The sequence below is a fragment of the Streptosporangium sp. NPDC050284 genome (assembly GCF_044459525.1).
Classification (GTDB): Bacteria; Actinomycetota; Actinomycetes; order Streptosporangiales; family Streptosporangiaceae; genus Streptosporangium.
Genome location: NZ_JBITIZ010000002.1, coordinates 57,895 through 79,254, shown reverse-complemented (window position 1 = coordinate 79,254; position 21,360 = coordinate 57,895). Strand labels below are relative to the sequence as shown.

Here is a 21,360-nt window from a genome sequence, read left to right as displayed (position 1 = left end):
GTACAGGCCGTACACGTCGCCGGGTCAGCGCCGGGAGAGCTTCCAGGCGGCCGGGAGCAGTCCCGCCGCGATGACGATCTTGACGGCGTCGCCGAGCAGGAAGGGCACCACGCCCAGGGCGAGGCCGGTGGCGAGATCCAGTTGGGCGACGGCGATGAGGACCGGCAGGCCGAAGGCGTAGATGACCAGGTTGCCGAGGATCATCGTGCCGATCGTGCGCGGTACGGTGCGGTCGCCTCCGCGTTCGGCGAGCTTGCCGACGACGGCCGCCGCGGCGATGAAGCCGATGATGTATCCGAAGGACGCCCCGCCGAAGCCGGAGGCGCCGGCGGCGAACCACGGCACGCCCGCGACACCGGCCAGCATGTAGAGCGCCATGCTCAGCGTCGCGCGGTTCATGCCGAGGGCGGCGCCGACCAGCAGGACCGCGAAGGGCTGGCCACTGACCGGAACCGGTGAGCCGGGCAGCGGGAAGCTCAGCTGCGCGGCCAGACCCGTCAGGGCGGCGCCGCCGACCACGAGCGCGACGTCGCGGACGCGCGACGCGGGGATGAGGTCGGACAGTACGGCGGGCCTTGCCACCGAAGAAGCGTTTGCCATCGTGCGTGTCTCCCTTGGCAGATTCCTGATGTCCATTCTTCTGACATCTCAGGCAAGGGTCCTACGAGATCATCACCAAGAACAGGGCGGGGTCTTTGTGCGGAGGCCACAGGGGTGTCCTCGTCCTCATCCGGTGTGTTCCGGCCGAGGTCACGGCGTCGCCAGGCTCGTCCCGGCGCGTGGGCGTGGCGGCGCCCGGTCTGCCGTCCACCTCCCCGAGGGCGTTAGCGTGTTCCCCATGCGTTCTCGACGTTCGTGTCTCGCGGTGCCCGGCAGCAACCCCAGATTCCTGGAGAAGGCCCAGGGGCTCCCCGCCGACGAGGTCTTCCTCGACCTGGAGGACTCCGTCGCGCCGCTCGCCAAGGAGGGCGCGCGCAAGAACGTCGTGGCCGCCCTGCGCGAGGGTGACTGGTCGGGCAGGACGAGGGTCGTCCGGGTCAACGACCTCGGCACCCAGTGGACCTACCGGGACGTCATCGAGGTCGTGGAGGGCGCGGGGGAGTTTCTCGACTGCCTGATGCTGCCCAAGGTGGAGGACGCGGCCCAGGTGATGTGGCTCGACACGCTGCTCACCCAGATCGAGAGGGCGAACGGCCTCCCGGTCGGCCGGATCGGCATCGAGGCCCAGATCGAGAACGCGAGGGGCCTGGTCAACGTGGACGCCATCGGCGGAGCGTCCCCACGCCTGGAGACGCTCGTGTTCGGCCCGGCCGACTTCATGGCCTCGATCAACATGCGGACCCTGGTGGTCGGTGAGCAGCCGCCCGGCTACACCGAGGGCGACGCCTACCACTACATCCTGATGCGCATCCTGATGGCCGCGAGGACGCACGACCTGCAGGCCATCGACGGCCCGTACCTCGCGATCAGGGATCTCGACGGGTTCCGCCGCGTGGCGGGGCGGGCCGCGGCGCTCGGGTTCGACGGGAAATGGGTGCTCCACCCCTCCCAGATCGAGGCCGCGAACGAGGTGTTCTCGCCGCCGCAGGAGGACTACGACCACGCCGAGCTGATCCTCGACGCGTACGAGTACTACACGACGGTCGAGAGGCGCGGCGCGGTCATGCTCGGCGACGAGATGATCGACGAGGCGTCCAGGAAGATGGCGCTGGTGGTCGCGGCGAAGGGCAGGGCCGCCGGTCTGCGGCGCACCACGGCCTTCACCCCGCCTACAACCTGACCCCGATCGTGGTGAAGAACCAGAACGACGAGGTGAGCCAGAGGCCGGTGAGGGCGACGAAGGTGAGCCCACCGAGGACCGGGAGGGTCCAGCCGGGCAGCCCCCGCCTGGGCAGCGACAGCATCTTCGCGGTGAAGACGCCGTAGAAGAAGCAGCCGAGCAGTGAGTGGATCATCACGCGCGGCACGTCGAACTGGGCGCCCAGCGCGTACAGGCAGTGGAGTGCCACCGGGATCGTGAGCAGGAACGCCGCCCGCCCCGACCAGCGGTGCAGGGCACCGATCCACGGCACGTCCAGCTTGATCCGGCCCCACATGACCAGGGCGGAGAAGAGCTGGACGAGCGCCAGCAGGAACGCGCCGGTGGTGAGCCAGGACTTCATCGCCAGTGCCCCGGAGAATCCGGCCGGTCCGATCGCGTACCCGGTGGGCGTGTGGGCTCGCCCGTAGACGCCGAGCCCGACCGCCACCAGCCCGCCGACGACGAGCGGGAGGAGGAGTGGGGCGACGTTGTTCGCCCGCGGCCGCGGGACCGGTGTGATCTGTGTGTCACTCATCAGAACCCCTCGATGAACTCGTCGACGTCCCGGGGATCGACTTCCACGCCGTTCACGACGGCGTTCTCGCCGGGCTCGGGGATCGGCACGTCGGCGACCTCGTCGCCCACGAGGGTGAGGCCGACCCTGGTGCCGTCGTCAAGATAGATCCATCCGGCGCGGACGTCGGCGCCGCGGACGAGCGCGGTCGCCCGGTAGAGGCCGGAGGGCTTCTTCACGGTCGGAGCCTTGAAGCTCCACTTCCTGCCGCCGAAACCGAGGGTTCCCGCGGCACCGCCGCCGCCGAGACGGGCGGTGAGCGAGGCGTCGCCGCGACCGGACAGGGTGACCTTGCCGTCGGCGGCCCTGCCCTTCATCCAGGCCTCGATCTTGCCGTCGCAGAAGTAGCCGACCGCCTTGCCGTTCCTGACGGAGACGGCGATCAGGCCGCCGTTGCCGGTGACCCGCCCGGCGTAGTCGGCCTTGGCGGGGGTGGGCCTGGCCGTCTTGACGACCTCCGGTGCGGGCGACGCCTCCGTGATGGCCTGGGCGGGCGTGGCGGGTGTGTCGTCCTGGGCGTTGACGGTCCGCGTGGCGGGCGAGGTGGTGGCGCTGGCCACGCCGAGGGCGACGGCCATCACCGCTCCTGCCGCCAGTGTGTATACGGGCCCCAGCCGTGTCATATCCGCTCCCTGGGGTGGTGGGTGGTGACATCAGATGTACAGGCCCTGGTTCCGGCCGTCTGTGAACTAATCCGCACTCGGAGGGACGACGTTGGATCCTCACCGACTACGAGAAAGCCGGATAATTCCGGTACTGGATTGAAAAATCTGACTAGAGAGGTCTCGTCATCGCGGCCCGGACGTGTTGCTCTTGACTGTGTACGGCCGGGGACCGGGTATCCGGTCGCGGGAGGTGATCGTTTCCGGAGAACGGGGTACTAGTAGGAACGCTGCGATTTGCCGCATCCATAGGGGTTGCGGCCTGCTGTTACGGAGACGACTGGAACGGTCCGGGACGGGGTGTCCCGGTCTGAATGGGCTTCCTGCAAGGAGGTGCTGAGCGTGGCCTCGGGCCCCCACGACCCGCGCTCGCGAGAGTGGCCGGCGGATGACGACGGCGTGCACGACGACGCTATACACGAAGGCAGGTCCCAGGAGCCCCAGACGTCACCGCCGACGATCCAGCACTCCCCGCCAGGCCCCTCGGACGACGGCACGCGAGGGCGTCCCATGGCCTCCCCGTGGATGCTCCCGCCGTTCGCCGCGCCGACCCCGGACGACGGCGAGCCGCAGCAGGCCCGCCCCGAGGGATTCGGGAGCGAGCGCCGCCGACCGTACGCCCGCCCCTACGGCCCCTCCTCCCAGTCCTCAGGCCCCTCGCCCGCGCCGGAGACCTCCGCCGATCCCTCAGGCGAGGAGGAGCGGTCAGCGGGCCAGGGGCGCCACGCCACGCCCGAGCAGGGGCGGCCGCGGCCCGCGGACCGTCCCGACCTCCTCGTCGCCTCAGGACCGGCTCCAGCGCGCGGGAGGAGGAGAAGAGCGGATCGCCCCGACCTCCTCGTCGCCTCTGGGCCGCCCCGCGAACCGGGAGGAAGTGGGAGAAAGGAGCCCTCGCACCCCTCCGCCGAGGATCGGATCAGGGTCGAGCCGAGCATCGCGGCCACACCCGAACCGGCGCCGGAGGCGCGGCCGGACCCCGGACCCGAGCACGGAGCGCCGTCCGGGCCGGTGTCCGAACCCGAGCCCGAGTGGCCCTCCGCGACGGCCGAGGACGACTTCGAGCCGGTACGAAGGGTGGGGCGCCCACCGGGCGGCAGGCCCGCCAGGCCCGACATGCTCGTCGCACAGGGCCCGCCGGGCAGGCGGGGGACGAACGGCGGGCGGCACCACCGCCAGGCCACCGCACCTTCCGCGGTGCGCCGCTCCAGCCCGACCAGGCGCAGGCGCGGCCGCGGTCTGGTGATCCCGTTCCTGATGGTCCTGGTCCTCACCGTCGCGGTCGGCGGTGGCCTGGTCCTGTGGGGCTGGGTGAGCAGCCCGTTCGCCACCGGACTCCGGCTGGTCGGTGACGAGGTGACGTCGGGCGACGACAACTTCGTGCCGCAGGCCGGTGTCGGCGGCAACGGATCCAACCAGGTGCTCAACGCGGTGGCCTCCGTGGGTTCCGTCATGGTCGCGGTCGGCAGCGACACCACCAGCCCGGTCCCCAGGCCGCTGTTCCTCGTCTCCCCCGACGGCGGCACGACCTGGCAGCTGGGCAAGGTGACCGGCCCGGAGGGGTACGAGACGGGGCCGACCACGGTGGGCCGGGTGGCCGGCGGCGACGGCCTCTGGCTGGCGGCGGGAAACGATCCTCTCGGCGGCGGGCACGGCCTGTGGACCAGCTCCGACGGCTACGCCTGGACCGCGGCCGACCCCGGCGAGCTGGGCGCCTTCGCCCGCGGGGACAAGATCATGGATCTGGCGAGGACCGACTCCGGTTTCGTCGCGGTCGGCGCCGCCGTACTGGAGGACGGCACCACCGGGGCCGTCGCCTGGGTCTCCCCGGACGGGCGCGCCTGGGACCGGGTGGAGACCCGGGAGATCGGCATGCCGGACAAGGTGCGCGGCATGAAGGCGGTCGTCGCCAGGGGTGGCGCCGTCGTCGCGCTGGCGGACCCGGCCCAGGGGCAGTCCACCTCGGTCATCCTGCGCTCGTCCGACGGCGGCAGGAACTGGCAGCGCACCGGTGCCGCGCTCAACGACGTCATCCCCGAGCCGGGCGCGCTGGCCGTGGCCGGCGACGGGTTCGTCCTCGTACCGACCCAGCAGCGCAGCGACAAGGGCGAGGTCCGCGTCTACTGCTCTGGAGAGGGCGCCGACTGGAAGGCCTGCGGCGCCATCACCGGCCTGGGGCAGGAGGGCACGGGTGTCAAGCGCCTCGCCTCCTCCTCGGCGGGGGTGGCCGCGGTCGTCGAGTCCGGCTTCGAGCGCTACACCGTCCACACCAGCGAGGACGGCCGCGACTGGAGCAAGACCACCGATCTCGGCGAGGTGCCCGGCTCGCTGCGGGCGCTCGCGCTGTCCGACACCGGCACACTCGTCGTCGGCGGCGACGAGCGCGCCGCCGACGTGGACAACCGGGTGGTCCTCATCACCGCGCCCAAGGGAGGCGAGGCGAGGCCGGTCCCCCTGAGCGGCATCCAGGGCCTCGCCAGAGCCGCCCGCGAGACGGCCAGGGTGGCCTCGGGGGACGGCAGGTTCGTCGCGGTGGGCACCGTCTCCGGCGACGCCGGGATCTGGGGCAGCGCCGCCGGAGACGCCTGGAAGGCGGGCGGCCCCGCGCGGCTCTTCGGCGGCCCGAGGCGACAGGCGCTCGCCGACGTCGCGCACGGCAGGCGGGGCTGGCTGGCGGCGGGCAGCACGATGACCGACGCCTCGTCCACCGAGCCCCTGCTCTTCACCTCCTCAGACGGTGAGAGCTGGCGCAGGGTGCCGGTGCTCGGCCCCCTCGCGCCGACGGACGACCACGACTTCCTCGCCCCGCACGCGGTGGCGGCGGGGCCGTCCGGCTACGTCATGGCGGGCGAGGACCGCGGCCCCGCCGCCACCGTGCCCGTCCTGTGGTTCTCCACCGACCTCAAGCGCTTCTCCAGGGCGTCCAAGCTTCCCGCGGGCGGTACGGGGGTGCGGCTGTACGACGTCTCGGCGACCTCGTCCGGGTACGTCGCCGTCGGCGGCACCGGTACGGCCGAGCGCGAGACCGGCGTGGTGTGGGTGTCGGCCGACGGGGTCAACTGGACCGCGCGCAAGCCGGTCCTGCCGCCGGGGGCGACGTCCGCGGGCCTGCGGCACGTGGTCCTGTACGGCGGGTATGTCGTCGCGGCGGGCACGGCACAGACCGAGGAGGGCAGGAAGGCGTTCGGTGCGGTCTCCGACGACAACGGTGCGAGCTGGGAGTTCTCCTGGTTCCCCACGGACCGGGCGTCCGCCGTCCAGGATCTCGCCGCGACGCCCGAGGGCGTGGTGGCCGTCGGCTGGCACGGGGTGGCGGGGGCCGGCGACAGCGCGGCCTGGACCTCGGAGGACGGCCTCAACTGGCAGCGCCACACCCCCAGCCAGGGCAGCCTGGACGGCGAGGGCGCCCAGTGGCTCGGCGCGGTGGCGGTCTCCGGCGCCCAGGTCGTCGCCCTGGGCCGCTCCACCACCTACAGCGCGGACCACCTCACCCTGTGGCGCTCCACGCTCACCTCGTCACGATGACAGGAAACCGCGGCGCCACGCGCTCACCCGCGCCGCGTGGCGCTCGCGGCGATCCCGTGGCGCTCACCCGGGCGCGATGACCGCCCACTCGGTCAGCGCGTCCAGCAGGCCGGGGGTGAGGGGGAGGCGCGCGAGCTCCTCGCGGGTGAACCAGCGGGCGTCCGCGGCGTCGTCCCCCGCGGCGAGCGTGCCGCCGGAGACCTCGGCGAGGTAGTCGCGGATCTCGTAGACGGTGTCACCGGGACCGGGGCGGTCGACGGTCCCGGCCAGACGTCCGGGGACGACCGTGAGCCCGGTCTCCTCAAGGACCTCCCGCACGACCGCCTCGGAGTCGGACTCCCCGGATTCGACCCGCCCTCCGGGGACGGACCACAGGCCCTCGCCCGGCGGGTGGCCACGACGTACCAGAAGCATCCGCCCCGACCCGTCGAGGACGATTGCTCCAACACAATTTACGCGCACGTGAACAAGATTACGTTGTGATAACGCCCCAGCCTCTTGACGGATGACCGGTACAAGAAGCAGCGTGGGTAGGCGTGAAAGCCGCCCCTATCTGTCCACGGTGTTTCGGCCCGCTTCGTCCGCCGAGTGCTTGGTCAAGCTCCTGGAGATGCGGTCCGCACGGCGATGTCCTGCCGTTCCAGCCACCCAGACCGCCGTCGTCCGCCGCGGTGGAGGCCGTCACCCGAGACTCCCGCGTCCCCGCCTGGGTTCCCTGGCCGCTGCCCACGGGGTGGCTGGTCACGGGATTCGCCGAGGCGGGCGACGAGCGCAGCGGCACGCGGGCGACCGTGGTCGCGGTCTCCGGCCCCTCGCTGACCCACGGTCCCGCCGACCTGCTGATCATCGCGGAGGAGCCCGGGGTGGGGCTCGGCGCGGCGTTCGCGGGGCTGGAGGGCACCGACCCCGGCACCGGGTTCGACCAGGGCCCGCCGCACGCCAAGATCGACGTCAGGGGCCATCCGTGCTCCCTGTGGTGCGTCACCGCCGCCCCCGACCGGGCCGTCTACGCGGGTGAGGCGATGGGAAACTGGCTCTGGGCGGTCGTGTGGCCCGCCGAGGCCGGTTACCTCATCACCCTCGCCGAGCTCTCCCTGCGCGACCTGCGCGACCAGGACCAGGCTCTTGACCTGCCCTTCGGGGCGTTTTCCCCGCGTCTGGACCTCCCGGCGTCCTGACACTCGCCCGCTCGCGTCCCCTTTGTTCGGAGCCTTGACCGTTCTGTCCGAACCGGAGGGCGGGTGTAGGCAGTAAAGTTCGGAAGCGTGACAGCGCGTATCGAGCGAGTGGTGACCGAGGGCGTCGTCGATGTCGACGGCGTCGAGCACAAGGTCGAGAACAACACGTGGATCCTGGGTGACGACGAGGATGTCATCGTCATCGACGCCGCGCGCGACGCGGAGAAGATCCTGGAGAAGGTCGGCGAGCGGGAGGTGCTGGCGATCATCTGCACCCACGGCCTGCCCGACCACGTGGGCGCGGCCATCGAGGTCGCGGCCAGAGACGAGGCGGTGGTCGCCCTTCACCCGAAGGACCGGCCGCTGTGGCGGCTGACCTGGCCCGATACCTGGCCCGACATCGCCATGGAGGACGAGGGCCTGTTCGAGGTCGGTGGCGTCCAGTTGGAGGTCATGTCCACCCCCGGCATCTCCCAGGGTGGTGTCTCGCTGTACTGCGAGGCCCTGGACGCGGTCTTCACCGGCAAGACCCTCCAGGCCGACGGCCCCGGCAGGATCGGCGGTGAGTATCCCGCCCTGGCCGACCAGCTGACGGCGATCGGCGGGCGGCTGTTCACCCTGCCGCACAGCACCCGGGTGTTGCCCGCGCACGGGGAGGAGACGACCATCGGCGACCTGGAGCCCCAGTTCGACGCCTGGCTCTCCGGATCGCTGACCCGCGGCGCCGAGGCGCCGGAAGAGGAGGGGCCGCTCACCGACGGCACGCGCGCGGCGGGAATCCGGCTGAACCTCCGGGACGAACAGCCCTAAATGGATCAGCTTCCCCTGAAGGGCATGCCGCGACGGCTCTACGCCTGCACGCCGTCGCGGCTGAACAACTGGCTCGACTGCCCCCGCCGCTACCGGTTCACCTACCTGGACCGGCCCGCGCCGCGGAAGGGCCCGCCGTGGGCGCACAACAGCGTGGGCGCCAGCGTCCACAACGCCCTCGCCGCCTGGTGGCGTGAGCCGCCCGAGCGGCGTACGCCCGAGGTCGCGGGAAGCCTGCTCACCAGGGGATGGATCAACGAGGGGTTCCGCGACGCGGAGCAGTCGCGGACCTGGCGGGATCGGGCCCGGGAGATGGTCTGCGGATACGTGGCGAGCCTCGACCCCTCCGCCGAGCCGGTCGGCGTCGAGCGTACGGTCGCCACGCGCACCTCCGTCGTCGCGCTCTCCGGCCGGGTGGACCGGCTCGACCGGCGCGGCGAGGAGCTGGTCGTGGTCGACTACAAGACCGGCAGACGCCCGCTCACCACCGACGACGCCCGCTCCTCGCTCGCGCTGGCGGTCTACGCCATCGCTTCCTCCCGGATGATGCGCCGCCCCTGCCACCGGGTCGAGCTCCACCACCTGCCGACCGCCTCGATCGTGGAGTGGGAGCACACCGACGAGTCGCTCGCCCGCCATCTGGGCCACGCCGAGGAGATAGCCGTCGAGGCGTCCGGCGCCGACGAGCGCTACAGGGAGTGGTCGGCCACGGCCCGGCCCAAGGGAGCCGCCCCTGCGAAGGCGCGCGGTGGCGACCACGCCCCGCCCGTCGTGCCCCCCGAGGTCGACGCGGCCTTCCCGCCCCGTACGGGACCCCTGTGCTCGTGGTGTGACTTCCGCCGTCACTGCCCCGAGGGGCAGGCCGCGGGCACCGAGCGCGAGCCCTGGGCGGCCCTCGCCGACTGATGGCGAGGACTTGGCGACAGCGTCCCCCGCGATGAGACCGAGGGCTGTCTCGCCGACCCCGCGCCCGAGCGACAGGGTCATCGACGCCGCGCGCCTTCGTCGGGGCGGCACCCGGTCACACGAGACGCCGTTCACAGCCGGTCACACGATGGCCGCTGCCGCCGGGCAACCTCGGAGGGTTCAGCTCCTCAGACGGCTCTCGGCGGCGTTCCAGAAGCGGATGAGGGCGGCGGCCGTGGTCTCCGGCGCCTCCACCGCGGGGGAGTGGGCCGCGCCGGGGACGACCAGGCACTCGGCGTCCAGGCGGCGGGCCATCTCCGCCTGCATGCGCGGTGGCCAGCCGTCGTCGTGCTCGCCGTACAGGACCAGGGTGTCGACCTCGACCTGGGTGAGCTCGTCGCACCGGTCGGGCGCGGTGAGCACCTCCTTGGTCATCGTGAGCATGCCGACGGTCGAGTTGGCGAACAGCCGCTTGCGCAGGAAGGCGATGATCTCGTCGGACACCCCGGAGGCGAGGGCCTCGGGCTCCAGCCGGGTGTGCCACAGGTGTTCAAGACCGACTTCGGGCAGCTCCGAGATCATGAAGCGGCCCGCGCGCTCGCGGGGCCCGACGATCGCGGCCGGCCCGGAGCTCATGAGCGTGTAGGACACGAACCGGGTGCGGCCGTCGATGACCGCCTCCCGGGTGACCAGGCCGCCGAACGAGTGGCCCACCAGGTGGATAGGACCCCCGTGGCCGATCACCTGGGCCAGGACGTCGACGTCGTTGCCGAGCGCGGCGCAGGTGTAGGCGCTCCTGTCGTCAGGACCGTTCGTCTCGAACTGGCCGCGCATGTCGATCGCGACGACCTGGCGCCCCGACTGCGCGAGTGTCTGCAGGACCGCGATGAAGTCTTCCTTGCTGCCGGTCAGACCGGGCACCAGCAGGGCGGGCCATCGCTCCGGGATGCCGCTGACGGGCAGGGCCTCCAGTACGGCGAAGGAGCCCACCGCCGTCTCGATCTGGCGAGAGCGGACGCCAGGAGGCAGGGTCAGAAAACGCGGCGTACTCACGTGGCCCCACGATACCTCTCTTGGTGACTTCGCTCCGTGCGTCCGTAAGGGGCCGGGAGCGTGAAAAGGGGCGCTACCGATATGGTCGCGCCCCTTTTCGTGGTGGTACTTGCTAGTTGGGGCGACGCGGTCCTCGCTGCTGACCGTTGCGTACCGGCGGCCGACGGCGGCTCTGCACGCGTTCCGAGGCCGCCGAGGGGGCGATCTCGTCATCCTCCGACGCCAGGTCCGGCGACTTGAAGATCACCGAGAACGGGCTCGGAGGAATGATCTTCTCGGGCTGAGGCCGGGGCGCGGGGGCCTCGGCCACGGGCTCGTCGTCCCAGCGCTCCGCCACGATGTCGTCCTCTCTGGGCTCCGCGAACGCCGCGACCCGCTCGTCGGCCTGCGGCGGAGCCGAAGGGGTCTGCGAGGTCACGGGGGCGTCCGCCACCTGCTCGCGCCGGGCGCGGCGCTGCCGGCGAACCGGCTCCTCCGCGACGGGCTCGGTGTGAACCGGAGCCTCGGGCGTGCCGGTGAGGCTCACCTCGGGGTTCAGCCCTGCCTTGCGGGCCCTGCCCCTGCGGGGCGCGGCCTCGGCGGGCTGCTCGTCACGGATGTCCCTGCGGGCTGCCACATCCGCCTCCACCTCGGCGATCTCAACGACAGGGGACTGGGGTTCTTCGGCCGCGACCGGCGCGGAAACCTCCCCGCCGCTACGGCCGCCACGGGTGCGACGGCGTTCACGGGACGTGCGCGCGGGGCGCTCGCGACGCTCCTCGCGATCGTCCTCGCGTCCCTTACGAGAGTCGTCCTCGCGTCCCTTGCGGGATGGACGGGAGCGGATGCGACCCGTCTCGCCGAGGTCCTCGACCTCCTCGGCGGCCAGACCCGCCCGGGAGCGGTTGGCGCGCGGCAGCACGCCCTTGGTGCCCTCGGGGATGCCCAGGTCGCTGAAGACGTGCGGAGAGGTCGAGTAGGTCTCGACCGGCTCGGGGAAGGGGAGCGAGAGCGCGTTGTTGATGACCTTCCAGCGAGTGAGGTCCTCCCACTCGACGAAGGTCACCGCGACGCCCGTCTTGCCGGCCCGGCCGGTGCGGCCGATCCGGTGGACGTACGCCTTCTCGTCCTGCGGGCAGTCGTAGTTGACGACGTGGGTGACGTCGTCGACGTCGATGCCGCGCGCCGCGACGTCGGTCGCGACCAGCACGTCGATCTTGCCGTTGCGGAAGGCCCGCAGGGCCTGCTCACGCTGGCCCTGACCGAGGTCGCCGTGGACGGCCGCGGCGGCGAAGCCACGTTCCTTGAGCTGCTCGACGACCATGTCGCAGGCACGCTTGGTCTCGCAGAAGATCATGGTGAGGCCGCGGCCCTCGCACTGCAGCAGGCGGCCGACGATCTCGATCTTGTCCATCCGGTGCGTCCGCCAGACGAACTGGGTCGTCTGCGGGGTCGCCTCGGCCTCGGCGTCGTTGTTCTCCGCCCGCACATGGGTGGGGCGGGTGAGGTAACGCCTGGACAGGGCGACGATCTCGCCCGGCAGGGTCGCGGAGAACAGCATCGTCTGCCGCTCCGCCGGGATGAGCTTGATGATGCGCTCGATGTCGGGCAGGAAGCCCAGGTCGAGCATCCGGTCGGCCTCGTCCAGGACGAGGGTCCCGATCTGGCTGAGGTCGAGATGCTTCTGCTTGACCAGGTCGAGCAGGCGGCCCGGGGTGCCGACGATGACGTCGACGCCCTGCTTGAGCGCCTCGATCTGGGGTTCGTACGCGCGCCCGCCGTACACGGTGAGGATCCGCGAGCCGAGCTTGCCGGCCGCCGTCACAAGGTCCTCGGTGACCTGGACGGCGAGCTCGCGGGTCGGCACGACGACCAGCCCGCGGGGCTTCTTGCGGTTCTTCCTCGGCTTGCCGACCCGTTGCAGCATCGCCACGCCGAAGGCGTAGGTCTTGCCGGTGCCGGTGCGCGCCTGGCCGATGATGTCCTGGCCGTTGAGGGCCAGGGGGAGTGCCATTTCCTGAATCGGGAACGGCGCGATGATGCCCTCGGTCTCAAGGGCATCGGCGATCTCTGGGGTGACTCCGAGGTCTCGGAACGTCGTCAGCTTGGCCTGCCTAAATCTCCGTTGAAGGCAGGCCTGCCGGGACCACGGGCAGAAAACGTGTCCCCGTGCCGGGTCCTCGCGGAAGGTCCAGCCCTCTCATGTCATCAGCGACCGCTGCGGCGTCACGCCGACTTTTGGGGGCGTCCGGGCGTGGATATCCCGGATTAACACGGTGCGGTCGCACTTTCACAGAGCAGTGTACTCGATACCACAACGGAGAACCGATTTCTTCGTATTCCCGGTGAATCGCGAGGCCACCGAACTCGTAGGCTGCCTCCATGAGCGATTCCCCTCCCGGTGTCTCCGACCTGCTCGGCGTCCTCGCCTACGCCGAGCTGACCGCGTTCCTCAGGCTCGCCGAGGACGCCACCAGGTACGCCCCCTCGCTGACCGATCAGGCCGCCCTCGGCGGCCTCGCGGCGGCGGAGTACGCGCACTTCGAGTTGCTCCGCGACCGGCTCACCTCCCTGGGCGTGGACCCCGAGGAGGCGATGGCGCCGTTCACCGGGCCGCTGGACGACTGGCACGCCCAGACCTTCCCGGGAGACTGGCTGGAGGCCCTGGTCAAGGCGTACGTCGGCACGGGGATCGCGCTCGACTTCTACCGCGAGGCGGCCGTCGGCGTGGACGACGAGACGCGGGAGCTCGTCGACGAGGTCCTCACGGACGAGGGACGGTCGCAGTTCGCCGTCGAGCGGGTCCGCGCGGCGCTCTCCGAGGATCCCAGGCAGGCGGGACGGCTCGCGCTGTGGGCGAGGCGGATGGTGGGAGAGGCGCTGAGCCAGGGGCAGCACGTGGCCGCGGCCAGACCGGAGCTCGCGGCCCTGCTGGTGGAGGCGGTGGGAGAGGACATCAGCCGGATGTTCTCCCGGCTGAGCGAGAAGCACGGCCGGCGGATGGCCGCCCTGGGACTCACCCCGGGCCCCTAGCGGGCTTCCCGCACGTGCTGGGCTCGGGGCCTTTGATCGCCTCTGAGGCTGTTCGCCGGGGGCGGAGAGGGGAAGCCGGTCGGCGGATCACGACACGTGAGGCGGCGAACAGCTGTAGCGTGCGAGACATGAGGGCCTCGCGCCGCTATGGCAGTTCCTTGACGAGATGTGGGCCGAACCGCTGGACTTCGCGTCCCGTGCTGCGCAGGGGAGGTGCGGGCTGCCCGGCGGTGAGCCGGGGGCGGGAGCATCTGCGCCGCGTCAGACGCCCGCGCTGCTGCGGGTTCGGCGAGCGGGACGAGTGCTCAGGCACCTGAGGCTTCGGCACCTGTGGTTTCGGCATCTGGGAGCGGGATGTTCTCAGGGCAATCGCCCTGCCACCGGGTGTGTCCGAGCCGGGCGCCCCTCTCTTCGGCTCCGCGGCGGCGCGCTCGCACCCGATCCGCGGACCGCGCCATGCCGACGAGGGACGACGACCTGGCGCGAGCCCGGAATCCGTCAGAGCGTGCCGCCGAAGCCGACGGGACGCGCCTCCTCCTCGCCGATCTCGATGAAGCCGAGTGAGGCGACCGGGACGATGATCTTTCGGCCGTTGACGTCGGTGATGGTGAGGACACCGTTGCCGGACGAGAAAGCGGCGCTGACCTCGCCCTCAAGCTGCTCGGCCGTGAGGTTGGTCTCCACTACGAGTTCACGGTGCACGGAACGTACGCCGATCTTGATTTCCATCGTGCTCCCTTTTCGATGAGGGTTGCTCGCCCCATGGTCTCCCCAACGAAGGCCCGACGCGCCGGTTGATCGCGCGAAGCGAACAGCTGATCGCGGCGAGCGAACAGCCGGGCCGCAGACCGGAGCGGTCGAGGGTTCCGGGTGCTGAGAGTGCCGACACGGCGGGTACCGGCGAGGCCGGTGGTGAGGGTGCCACTTCGGGAGAGGTCGGTGAGGCCGGTGGCGGGAGTGCCGCTGCGGAGGAGATCGACCGGGGCCGACGGCGGGAGCGCCGTCGGCGCCGGGATCTCAGTGGTCGGCGACGGTGCGCGGGAAACCGGAGATGCCGCGCCACGACAGGCGGGCGATGAGCTGGGTGGCCGCGTCCTTGGGAATGGAGCCGTTGCTGCTGATCCAGTAACGGGCGCTGACCTCGGCCATGCCGACGAGCCCGACGCCAAGCAGGCGCGCCTCGTCGCTGGAGCAGCCGGTGTCCTCCTGGATGACCTGACTGATCATCTCGGCGCTCTCACGGAGGTTGCGCTCCATGCGCTGGCGGACCGGGGCGACGTTGCGCAGGTCCGACTCGAACACCAGCCGGAACGCCTCCCCCTGGGTGGAGACGAAGTCGAAGAAGGCGCCGATCGCAGCCTGGACGCGCTGCTTGTTGTCCGTGGTGGAGGCGAGGGCGTCGCGACAGCGGGCGATCATGTCGTCCACGTGCAGGTCGAGCAGTGCCAGATAGAGCTCCTGCTTGCCGGGGAAGTGCTGGTAGAGAACCGGCTTGCTCACCCCTGCCCGCTCGGCGATCTCGTCCATCGCGGCCGCGTGGTAGCCGTTCTCCACGAACACCTCCTGTGCCGCGCTGAGCAGCTGGCGGCGGCGAGCTGTTCGGGGCAGCCGGGTGCCCCGGGGCTTGGCGTCCGGGGTAGCGGTCACGTGGTCTCCTCGTGTCAAGCTCCTGGCGTCTGGGGCCATCCTACGCGTGGGTAACCCGGGTCAGCGATAGTCGTCCTCGTCGAGCTCGACGGTGCGCCGCTGCTCGAAGGCGTCCGCCGGATCGGCCTCCAGAGGGACGGAGTCGGGCCACTGCGGTTCTTCCTCGCGCGTCGCGCGGTTCTGCTCGGCGGCGTCGGCGGGATTCACCTCCAGCGGGAGGTCGGCGGGCGTCTCGGAGCCGTTCTCACGCACTGCCCTCTGTTGCTCGGCGGCGTCGGCCTCGGGCGTCTCGACGGAGAGCTCCTCGGGAAGGTCGTCGGCCGTTTCCCCATGTGATCTGTCGCCCCGCGCGTTCATGTTCAGACATCCCCTGTCGTCATCCGGGCTTCGACATGCTCCCTCTCCTCGCCCGGTTCCGGTAAACGTCGGACATCGCCCAGCGTACGACCTCGGGTACCGCGCGCCGCGAAAGACGCGGCCTCGGGCCGCCCATGGCGTCGTCCGCGGCGTCGACGGGGTTTCACGAACGTGTGCGCGACATCCGGGTTCCGGGGTGAGGTGTCGGCGGGGAGAGCCTCGCCGGGCGGCCCGAGGAGGCCGTGCCGCCCGAGACGTGAGGGAGGGCCGTGGCCCCAGGGAAACAGGGGGCGGGGGCAGAGAGTGGGGGTGCGGAGGAGAATCGTGCGGCGGGCGTCGGACAACACGTGGGACAACACAGGACGGGGGCTCCGCGGTCGGAAAACCGCGGAGCCCCGCCTGTGATTCGTGAGAAATGAGAATTCGCACTGTGTTGAGAGTTGAAATCCCGAGGATGTCATCCCCGGCTTTCCGTGCTCACCGTCCGGGCCGGCGTCCCCGAGCAGGAGAACGCGATCCTGGTGAATACGGGATTCCTACCTCTCGGTAACGGTTTCCGAACCGCTGTGAAACGCGGTTCCAGCCGTTGTCGGCCTCGTGTTCCGACCCCGTGTCAAGCGGGGATCAGGACGCGGCGACCGGAGGCGCCGTGGCCTCCGTCGGCCAAGGCTTGTGCTCGTGCTCGTGCTCGTGCTCCTGCTCCTTAATGGGCACGAGGCGCTCGGAGCGGGTCTTGTTGTGCAGCCGGTTCCGGTTGCAGCTGTCGTTGTTGAGCGTCAGACGGAAGCGGTGGTGGGTGCGACGGTAGTCCCGGTTACGGCAGCAGCCGCCGCCGCCCCAGGTCGTGAAGGTGCCGGCGGTGACCGCGGTGGTCATCGCGTTGGCGCTGGTGACGGTGGTCGCCGCGCCCATGGCGACGACCCCGCCGGCCAGTGCCGTGCTGATCGCGAGCCCTGCGAGAACACTCTTGAACTTGGGCATGCGTTTCCCCCTTGAAAGGATTGACTTACCAATTTTTGGCATTTACCGCATGAGTCGGGAATTGCCAGAGATGGTTAGAGATAGCCGGTGATGAGCCATCCCTGCTTGTCATAGTTTCCTCGCATGTCTGCTGACAAACGAAGATCGAAGGCTTTTACCCTACTCTTAGCTATTTATCGTCGATGTTGGATGCTTATTGGTCGCTTTAAAGCGAAATGTATTTAATGTCGGATTTGTTCACTGAGGGCGAAGATGGCTGCCGTGTATCGCCGGGAGATGGGCCGGTGCGGCTCGCGCCCGCCGAGGGTGTCGTCGTGCGACCTCGGCTCCCTGTGTCTCGATCGCGCGTTTCCCGGAGGGGGGCGACCCTTCCCCGGGTGATCCGTCGCCGACGGGCCGAACCGGACGTCGGTGTCACGCTCCAGCCCCCGGGAGTGGCCTGGGGAGGGGGGCGGGAGTTGGACATAAACGACGAAGGCCCCGCGGTGTGGAAACCGCGGGGCCTCGCTGTCACTTCGTGAGATGAGAATTCGCACTGTGGTGAGAGTCAGGTTCCTGTGGATCTCTCCTCAGGTTCCCGCTGTCGCTGTTCGGCCGGTTCCCCTGGGTGAGGAGCACGGTCGCGGCGAACGCGGGGTCCTGTCTCTCCGTCGTCACGGCCTCGAAACCGCGGGAAATCGCGGATCCTGCCGTGAGCGATTTCGTTCTCGGGCTGTGCCGCGCCCCGATCGGGGTGTGCGGCCTCGGTCCGACGACTAACCGGCGGCGGCCGTGCCGAGCAGCGGCACGATGCGGTCGCTGCGGTTGTCGTTGAACAGCTCGTTGTCGTTGTTGTTGTGGTTGTTGATGATCAGCCTGAAGCGCTTGCGGCTGTGGTGCCGGTGGCAGTGGCCGCCACCGCAGCAGCAGCGACGCTCGCAGCCGCCGCCACAGGTCGGGAAGGCGGCGGCGGTGACCGTGGTGGTCATCGCGTTGGCGCTCATGACAGTGGTCGCCGCGCCCATGGTGACGACCCCGCCGGCCAGCGCCGTGCTGATCGCGAGCCCTGCCATGACACTCTTGAACTTGGGCATTGCGTTTCCCCCTTGTAAGGACTAAGTATCCCCGTTTTTGACTTTTCCCGTATAAGCCGGAAATTGTCAGGGATGGCTGGTGATAAGCCATCCCTGGTTGTCATAGTTTCCTCGCATGTCTGCTGACAAACGGAGATCGAAGGCTTTTGCGATCCTCTTAGCTATTTATCGTCGATGTTGGATGCTTATTGGTCGTTTTGAACCGAAATGCATTTAATGTCGGATTTGTTCTTTGAGGTGAGGGGCGAGGGGTGCGGGACGCCGTCGAGGGGCGAGCCGGTGTCGCCTCATACACGGGCGCCGAGGTGGCGAGAGGAGTTCGCGGTTCGGAGGAGATACCGGGCGACGGTGGGAAAGGCGGAGGACGGAAGGTCGTGGAGGACGCGCGAAGGCCCCGCGGTCCGGAAACCGCGGGGCCTCGCTGTCACTTCGTGAGATGAGAACTCGCACTGTGGTGAGAGTCAGGGTCTTGGGAGTCTCTCCCCAAGTTTCCGCTGTCGCCGTTTGGCCCGTTCCCCTGGATGAGAAGCACGGCCGCGGCGAGCGCGGGGTCCTGTCTCTCTGTCACGGTCTCGAAGCCGCGGGAAATCGCGGATCGGGCCCTGAGTGGTCCTGTCCTCCGATGGTGCCGCGCCCCTGTGCGGGTACGCGATTTCGGGCCGGCGACTTACTCGTCGTCGTCGTCACCGAAGGCCAGGGGCCGAAGGAGGCCGCTGCGGTTTTCGTTGCGCAGCTCGTTGTGGTTGTTGTTGTGGTTGTTGATGATCACCTTGATGCGCTGGTGGCTGCGACGATGGTGGCGCCAGCCGCCACCACAGCAGCGGCCACAGCCGCGACGCCAGCCGCAGCCGCCGCCGCATGTCGGGAAGGCGGCGGCGGTGACCGTGGTGGTCATCGCGCCGGCGCTCGTGGCGGTGGTCGCCGCCCCCAGGCCGACGACGCCGCCGGTCAGCGCCGTGCTGATCGCGACTCCTGCGAGAACGCTCTTGAACTTGGGCATGCGTTTCCCCCTTGAAAGGATCGATTACCCCGATTTCTGGCATTTTCCGCATAAACCGGAATTGCCAAAGATGGCTGGCTATGAGCCATCCCTGCTTGTCATGATTTCCGCCCATCTCGGGCTAGAAACAGGAATCGAAGGGCTTTGCGCTGCTCTTATCTATTTATGGCATGTGTTGGACTCTTATTGATGGTTTTGAAATGAAATGTCTTTAATGTCGCCTTTGTTCTTTGGTGGGAAGTGCGGAGAGGAGGTTCGGTCGCGGGGTGCCCCTCGGCGGTCGCGGGCGCCGATGGAATGCCGTCGAATTAATGATGATAAATCGTGCAATAGAAGACATCTGGCGAAAAAAGCGTTATGTGTCTTTTGTGGTAACGGGAGGCTGTCTCCCCGCCATGCCGAGGGCCGAACTATCGTGGAAGGGCAGTGGAACGACAGGAGGCGAGTGGTGAACAACCCGATCCCCATCTGGCCGGGTGAGACGATCGACCTCGGCGAACAGCGGGTCCACGTGCGGTCGACACCCCGTGGGCCTGCCGAGACCGCCGTCTACGTGCACGGTCTCGCAGGCTCGGCGACCAACTGGACCGACCTGATGGACGAGCTGTCCGAGACGGTGACGGGCCACGCCCTCGACCTGCCCGGCGCCGGATACTCGCCCGCGCCGCCGGGCGCCGACTACTCCGTCGACGCCCACGCCCGGACCGTCGCGGCCCTGATCGAGCGGCTCTCCGACACACCCGTACACCTGTTCGGCAACTCCCTGGGCGGTGCCGTCTCGGTGCGGGTCGCGGCCACCCGCCCCGACCTGGTCCGGTCGCTCACCCTGATCTCGCCGGCCCTGCCCGACCTTTTGCCCAGGTACGCCCCGGCGCGGGTGGCGCTGTCCACCGTGCCCCGCATCGGCGAGTGGGCCGCGAGCAGGCTCGCCCTCGTGCCCGCCGAGCGCAGGCTCGGCGCCACACTTGCCCTGTGTTACGCCGACATCGGGCGGATTCACCCTGACCGGCTCAGGGAGGCGGCCGAAGAGCTGCGCCGCAGGGACGGTCTCCCGTACGCGGTGGAGGCGATGATCAACTCGGCCCGAGGCATCGTCGCCGAGTACTTCAGGCGCGGGGAGACGAACCTGTGGCGGCAGGCGGCCCAGGTGAGCTCGCCCACGCTGGTCATCCACGGCCGCCACGACCGCCTCGTCAACCCTCGCATGGCCGCCCGCGCGGTCCGGACCTTCCCGCGCGTGCGGCTGGTGCTGCTGCCCGACGCCGGGCATGTGGCCCAGATGGAGTTCCCCGAGCGGGTGGCCCGCGAGGCGAGGCTCCTCATCGCCGAGACGCGCCTCACACCGGTTGGGGAATGACAGGGGCACCGGGTTAGGTTGTGAGTGAAGCGTGCTGCGCCAGCCGCATCAAAGACCCCTGAAACGGGAGCAGAACTGTGTCGTTGCCACCGCTGGTAGAGCCGGCAGCCGAGCTGACCGTCGACGAGGTGCGCCGTTACTCGCGCCACCTGATCATCCCGGACGTGGGCATGGCCGGGCAGAAGCGTCTGAAGAACGCCAAGGTGCTCTGTGTGGGCGCCGGAGGCCTGGGTTCTCCGGGGCTGCTCTATCTCGCGGCGGCGGGAGTGGGCACGCTCGGCGTCATCGACTTCGACGTGGTCGATGAGTCCAACCTGCAGCGGCAGGTCATCCACGGCCAGTCCGACGTCGGCCGCCCCAAGGCGGAGAGCGCCGCCGACAGCGTCAGGGAGATCAACTCGCTGGTCAACGTGGTCGTTCACAACGAGGTGCTCACCACGGACAACGTGATGGAGATCTTCGCCGCCTACGACCTCATCGTGGACGGCACCGACAACTTCGCCACCCGTTACATGGTCAACGACGCGGCCGTTCTCCTCGGCAAGCCGTACGTCTGGGGTTCGATCTACCGCTTCGACGGCCAGGCCAGCGTCTTCTGGGCCGAGCACGGCCCCTGCTACCGCTGCCTCTACCCCGAGCCCCCGCCGCCCGGCATGGTCCCCTCGTGCGCCGAGGGCGGCGTGCTCGGTGTGCTGTGCGCGTCGGTCGGCTCCATCCAGGTCAACGAGGCGATCAAGCTTCTCGCGGGCATCGGGGAGCCGCTGGTCGGCCGTCTGATGATCTACGACGCCCTGGAGATGAACTACCGCTCGGTCAAGGTCCGCAAGGACCCCGAGTGCGTGCTCTGCGGCAAGAACCCGACGGTCACCCAGCTCCTCGACGACTACGAGGCGTTCTGCGGCGCGGTCTCCGAGGAGGCACAGGAGGCCGCCTCGGGCTCCACGATCACCGCCGCCGAGCTCAAGTCCTGGCAGGACCAGGGCGAGAGCATCTACGTGATCGACGTCCGCGAGCCGAACGAGTACGAGATCGTGTCCATCCCCGGCGCCGTGCTCATCCCCAAGGGAGAGTTCCTCAACGGCTCCGCGCTGGAGCGGCTCCCGCAGGACAAGAAGATCGTCCTGCACTGCAAGTCCGGTGCCCGCTCCGCCGAGGTCCTCGCGGTCGTCAAGAGCGCCGGCTTCTCCGACGCCGTCCACGTGGGCGGCGGCGTGCTCAGCTGGATCAAGACGGTCGACCCGAGCCTGCCCACCTACTGAGGCCCCGTGTCCGGTATGTCCCGCGCCCCGTGGAGCACACGCTCCGCGGGGCGCTCGCCGTTCAGGCGGTCCGCAGGGATTCCACCGGGGTCACCAAGTGCTCTCCACACTGACGGATCTGGACGGAACGGCGGATGACACCCGCCTCGCCGCATTAAGGTCGAGGGC

General features: G+C 69.8%; 20 protein-coding genes. 8 read left to right on the top strand and 12 right to left on the bottom strand.

The features are described 5' to 3' along the window. Nucleotides 1-24: 24 nt before the first annotated feature. Nucleotides 25-600, bottom strand: coding sequence for a biotin transporter BioY (locus tag ACIBH4_RS04690; RefSeq protein ID WP_362509875.1), 576 nt, complete (start codon nucleotides 598-600; stop codon nucleotides 25-27). Between the two features lie 238 nt (nucleotides 601-838). Between ACIBH4_RS04690 and ACIBH4_RS04685 the strand changes: the two genes are divergently transcribed. Beyond that, entirely contained in the window at nucleotides 839-1,780 is a 942-nt protein-coding gene (locus ACIBH4_RS04685; RefSeq protein ID WP_362509878.1) for a CoA ester lyase, read from the top strand. Here ACIBH4_RS04685 and ACIBH4_RS04680 read toward each other — a convergent pair. Continuing rightward, on the bottom strand, nucleotides 1,770-2,336 hold the full coding sequence (locus ACIBH4_RS04680) for a DUF6529 family protein (RefSeq protein ID WP_362509880.1): 567 nt from the start codon (nucleotides 2,334-2,336) through the stop codon (nucleotides 1,770-1,772). The genes ACIBH4_RS04685 and ACIBH4_RS04680 overlap by 11 nt on opposite strands. Next, nucleotides 2,336-2,998, bottom strand: coding sequence for a hypothetical protein (locus tag ACIBH4_RS04675; RefSeq protein ID WP_362509883.1), 663 nt, complete (start codon nucleotides 2,996-2,998; stop codon nucleotides 2,336-2,338). Before ACIBH4_RS04675 ends, ACIBH4_RS04680 begins: the two co-directional genes overlap by 1 nt. A 381-nt stretch (nucleotides 2,999-3,379) precedes the next feature. Here ACIBH4_RS04675 and ACIBH4_RS04670 point away from each other — a divergent pair, with 381 nt between their 5' ends. Further along, nucleotides 3,380-6,559, top strand: a complete 3,180-nt coding sequence (locus ACIBH4_RS04670; RefSeq protein WP_362509886.1) for a hypothetical protein — start codon at nucleotides 3,380-3,382, stop codon at nucleotides 6,557-6,559. A 63-nt stretch (nucleotides 6,560-6,622) separates the two neighbouring features. On the opposite strand, the gene ACIBH4_RS04665 is transcribed toward ACIBH4_RS04670, so the two are convergent. Continuing rightward, nucleotides 6,623-7,021 carry an NUDIX domain-containing protein gene (locus ACIBH4_RS04665; RefSeq protein ID WP_350947885.1) on the bottom strand — a complete coding sequence of 133 codons (399 nt, stop codon included), beginning with the start codon at nucleotides 7,019-7,021 and terminating at the stop codon, nucleotides 6,623-6,625. A 74-nt stretch (nucleotides 7,022-7,095) separates the two neighbouring features. Between ACIBH4_RS04665 and ACIBH4_RS04660 the strand changes: the two genes are divergently transcribed. The 3 genes from ACIBH4_RS04660 (at nucleotide 7,096) to ACIBH4_RS04650 (ending at nucleotide 9,453) form a co-directional block, all read left to right on the top strand. Continuing rightward, the gene (locus tag ACIBH4_RS04660; protein WP_362509889.1) at nucleotides 7,096-7,737 is read left to right on the top strand and encodes a DUF6758 family protein; all 642 of its coding nucleotides are present in this window, start codon (nucleotides 7,096-7,098) and stop codon (nucleotides 7,735-7,737) included. Between the two features lie 87 nt (nucleotides 7,738-7,824). Then, nucleotides 7,825-8,547: an MBL fold metallo-hydrolase gene (locus ACIBH4_RS04655; RefSeq protein WP_362509892.1), complete on the top strand. Its 723-nt coding sequence runs from the start codon at nucleotides 7,825-7,827 to the stop codon at nucleotides 8,545-8,547. Further along, nucleotides 8,548-9,453, top strand: a complete 906-nt coding sequence (locus ACIBH4_RS04650; RefSeq protein ID WP_362764120.1) for a PD-(D/E)XK nuclease family protein — start codon at nucleotides 8,548-8,550, stop codon at nucleotides 9,451-9,453. Between the two features lie 180 nt (nucleotides 9,454-9,633). Here the strand turns inward: ACIBH4_RS04650 and ACIBH4_RS04645 are convergent, their stop codons facing one another. After that, nucleotides 9,634-10,506 (bottom strand): alpha/beta hydrolase, encoded by an 873-nt coding sequence (locus tag ACIBH4_RS04645; RefSeq protein WP_362509898.1) that lies wholly within the window; start codon nucleotides 10,504-10,506, stop codon nucleotides 9,634-9,636. 112 nt (nucleotides 10,507-10,618) lie between these two features. Then, complete coding sequence (locus tag ACIBH4_RS04640; protein ID WP_362509900.1) at nucleotides 10,619-12,499, bottom strand: DEAD/DEAH box helicase; 1,881 nt, start codon at nucleotides 12,497-12,499, stop codon at nucleotides 10,619-10,621. Between the two features lie 368 nt (nucleotides 12,500-12,867). On the opposite strand from ACIBH4_RS04640, the gene ACIBH4_RS04635 reads away from it, so the two are divergent. Next, entirely contained in the window at nucleotides 12,868-13,518 is a 651-nt protein-coding gene (locus ACIBH4_RS04635; protein WP_362509903.1) for a ferritin-like fold-containing protein, read from the top strand. Between the two features lie 498 nt (nucleotides 13,519-14,016). Here the strand turns inward: ACIBH4_RS04635 and ACIBH4_RS04630 are convergent, their stop codons facing one another. The 6 genes from ACIBH4_RS04630 to ACIBH4_RS04605 all read right to left on the bottom strand — a co-directional run bounded on the left by ACIBH4_RS04630 (nucleotide 14,017) and on the right by ACIBH4_RS04605 (nucleotide 18,576). Continuing rightward, the gene (locus ACIBH4_RS04630) at nucleotides 14,017-14,247 is read right to left on the bottom strand and encodes a DUF3107 domain-containing protein (protein ID WP_362509905.1); all 231 of its coding nucleotides are present in this window, start codon (nucleotides 14,245-14,247) and stop codon (nucleotides 14,017-14,019) included. Between the two features lie 288 nt (nucleotides 14,248-14,535). Further along, nucleotides 14,536-15,165 carry a TetR/AcrR family transcriptional regulator gene (locus ACIBH4_RS04625; RefSeq protein WP_350947877.1) on the bottom strand — a complete coding sequence of 210 codons (630 nt, stop codon included), beginning with the start codon at nucleotides 15,163-15,165 and terminating at the stop codon, nucleotides 14,536-14,538. A gap of 60 nt (nucleotides 15,166-15,225) precedes the next feature. Then, nucleotides 15,226-15,522, bottom strand: a complete 297-nt coding sequence (locus ACIBH4_RS04620) for a hypothetical protein (RefSeq protein ID WP_362509908.1) — start codon at nucleotides 15,520-15,522, stop codon at nucleotides 15,226-15,228. 624 nt (nucleotides 15,523-16,146) lie between these two features. Beyond that, nucleotides 16,147-16,503, bottom strand: coding sequence for a hypothetical protein (locus ACIBH4_RS04615; protein ID WP_362509911.1), 357 nt, complete (start codon nucleotides 16,501-16,503; stop codon nucleotides 16,147-16,149). Nucleotides 16,504-17,258: 755 nt separating this feature from the next. Next, nucleotides 17,259-17,576, bottom strand: coding sequence for a hypothetical protein (locus ACIBH4_RS04610; RefSeq protein WP_362509914.1), 318 nt, complete (start codon nucleotides 17,574-17,576; stop codon nucleotides 17,259-17,261). A 667-nt stretch (nucleotides 17,577-18,243) separates the two neighbouring features. Continuing rightward, nucleotides 18,244-18,576: a hypothetical protein gene (locus ACIBH4_RS04605; RefSeq protein WP_362509917.1), complete on the bottom strand. Its 333-nt coding sequence runs from the start codon at nucleotides 18,574-18,576 to the stop codon at nucleotides 18,244-18,246. A 448-nt stretch (nucleotides 18,577-19,024) separates the two neighbouring features. On the opposite strand from ACIBH4_RS04605, the gene ACIBH4_RS04600 reads away from it, so the two are divergent. After that, nucleotides 19,025-19,933 carry an alpha/beta hydrolase gene (locus ACIBH4_RS04600; protein WP_362509920.1) on the top strand — a complete coding sequence of 303 codons (909 nt, stop codon included), beginning with the start codon at nucleotides 19,025-19,027 and terminating at the stop codon, nucleotides 19,931-19,933. A 77-nt stretch (nucleotides 19,934-20,010) separates the two neighbouring features. Then, nucleotides 20,011-21,192, top strand: a complete 1,182-nt coding sequence (gene moeZ / locus ACIBH4_RS04595) for an adenylyltransferase/sulfurtransferase MoeZ (RefSeq protein WP_362509923.1) — start codon at nucleotides 20,011-20,013, stop codon at nucleotides 21,190-21,192. Nucleotides 21,193-21,360 lie beyond the last annotated feature (168 nt).

What these genes read in the sequence shown, in the direction of transcription:
- ACIBH4_RS04690 (WP_362509875.1), bottom strand. Translation starts at nt 600, where the DNA reads ATGGCAAACGCTTCTTCGGTGGCAAGGCCCGCCGTACTGTCCGACCTC.
- ACIBH4_RS04685 (WP_362509878.1), top strand. Translation starts at nt 839, where the DNA reads ATGCGTTCTCGACGTTCGTGTCTCGCGGTGCCCGGCAGCAACCCCAGA.
- ACIBH4_RS04680 (WP_362509880.1), bottom strand. Translation starts at nt 2,336, where the DNA reads ATGAGTGACACACAGATCACACCGGTCCCGCGGCCGCGGGCGAACAAC.
- ACIBH4_RS04675 (WP_362509883.1), bottom strand. Translation starts at nt 2,998, where the DNA reads ATGACACGGCTGGGGCCCGTATACACACTGGCGGCAGGAGCGGTGATG.
- ACIBH4_RS04650 (WP_362764120.1), top strand. Translation starts at nt 8,548, where the DNA reads ATGGATCAGCTTCCCCTGAAGGGCATGCCGCGACGGCTCTACGCCTGC.
- ACIBH4_RS04640 (WP_362509900.1), bottom strand. Translation starts at nt 12,499, where the DNA reads ATGGCACTCCCCCTGGCCCTCAACGGCCAGGACATCATCGGCCAGGCG.
- ACIBH4_RS04635 (WP_362509903.1), top strand. Translation starts at nt 12,868, where the DNA reads ATGAGCGATTCCCCTCCCGGTGTCTCCGACCTGCTCGGCGTCCTCGCC.
- ACIBH4_RS04630 (WP_362509905.1), bottom strand. Translation starts at nt 14,247, where the DNA reads ATGGAAATCAAGATCGGCGTACGTTCCGTGCACCGTGAACTCGTAGTG.
- ACIBH4_RS04620 (WP_362509908.1), bottom strand. Translation starts at nt 15,522, where the DNA reads ATGAACGCGCGGGGCGACAGATCACATGGGGAAACGGCCGACGACCTT.
- ACIBH4_RS04615 (WP_362509911.1), bottom strand. Translation starts at nt 16,503, where the DNA reads ATGCCCAAGTTCAAGAGTGTTCTCGCAGGGCTCGCGATCAGCACGGCA.
- ACIBH4_RS04610 (WP_362509914.1), bottom strand. Translation starts at nt 17,576, where the DNA reads ATGCCCAAGTTCAAGAGTGTCATGGCAGGGCTCGCGATCAGCACGGCG.
- ACIBH4_RS04605 (WP_362509917.1), bottom strand. Translation starts at nt 18,576, where the DNA reads ATGCCCAAGTTCAAGAGCGTTCTCGCAGGAGTCGCGATCAGCACGGCG.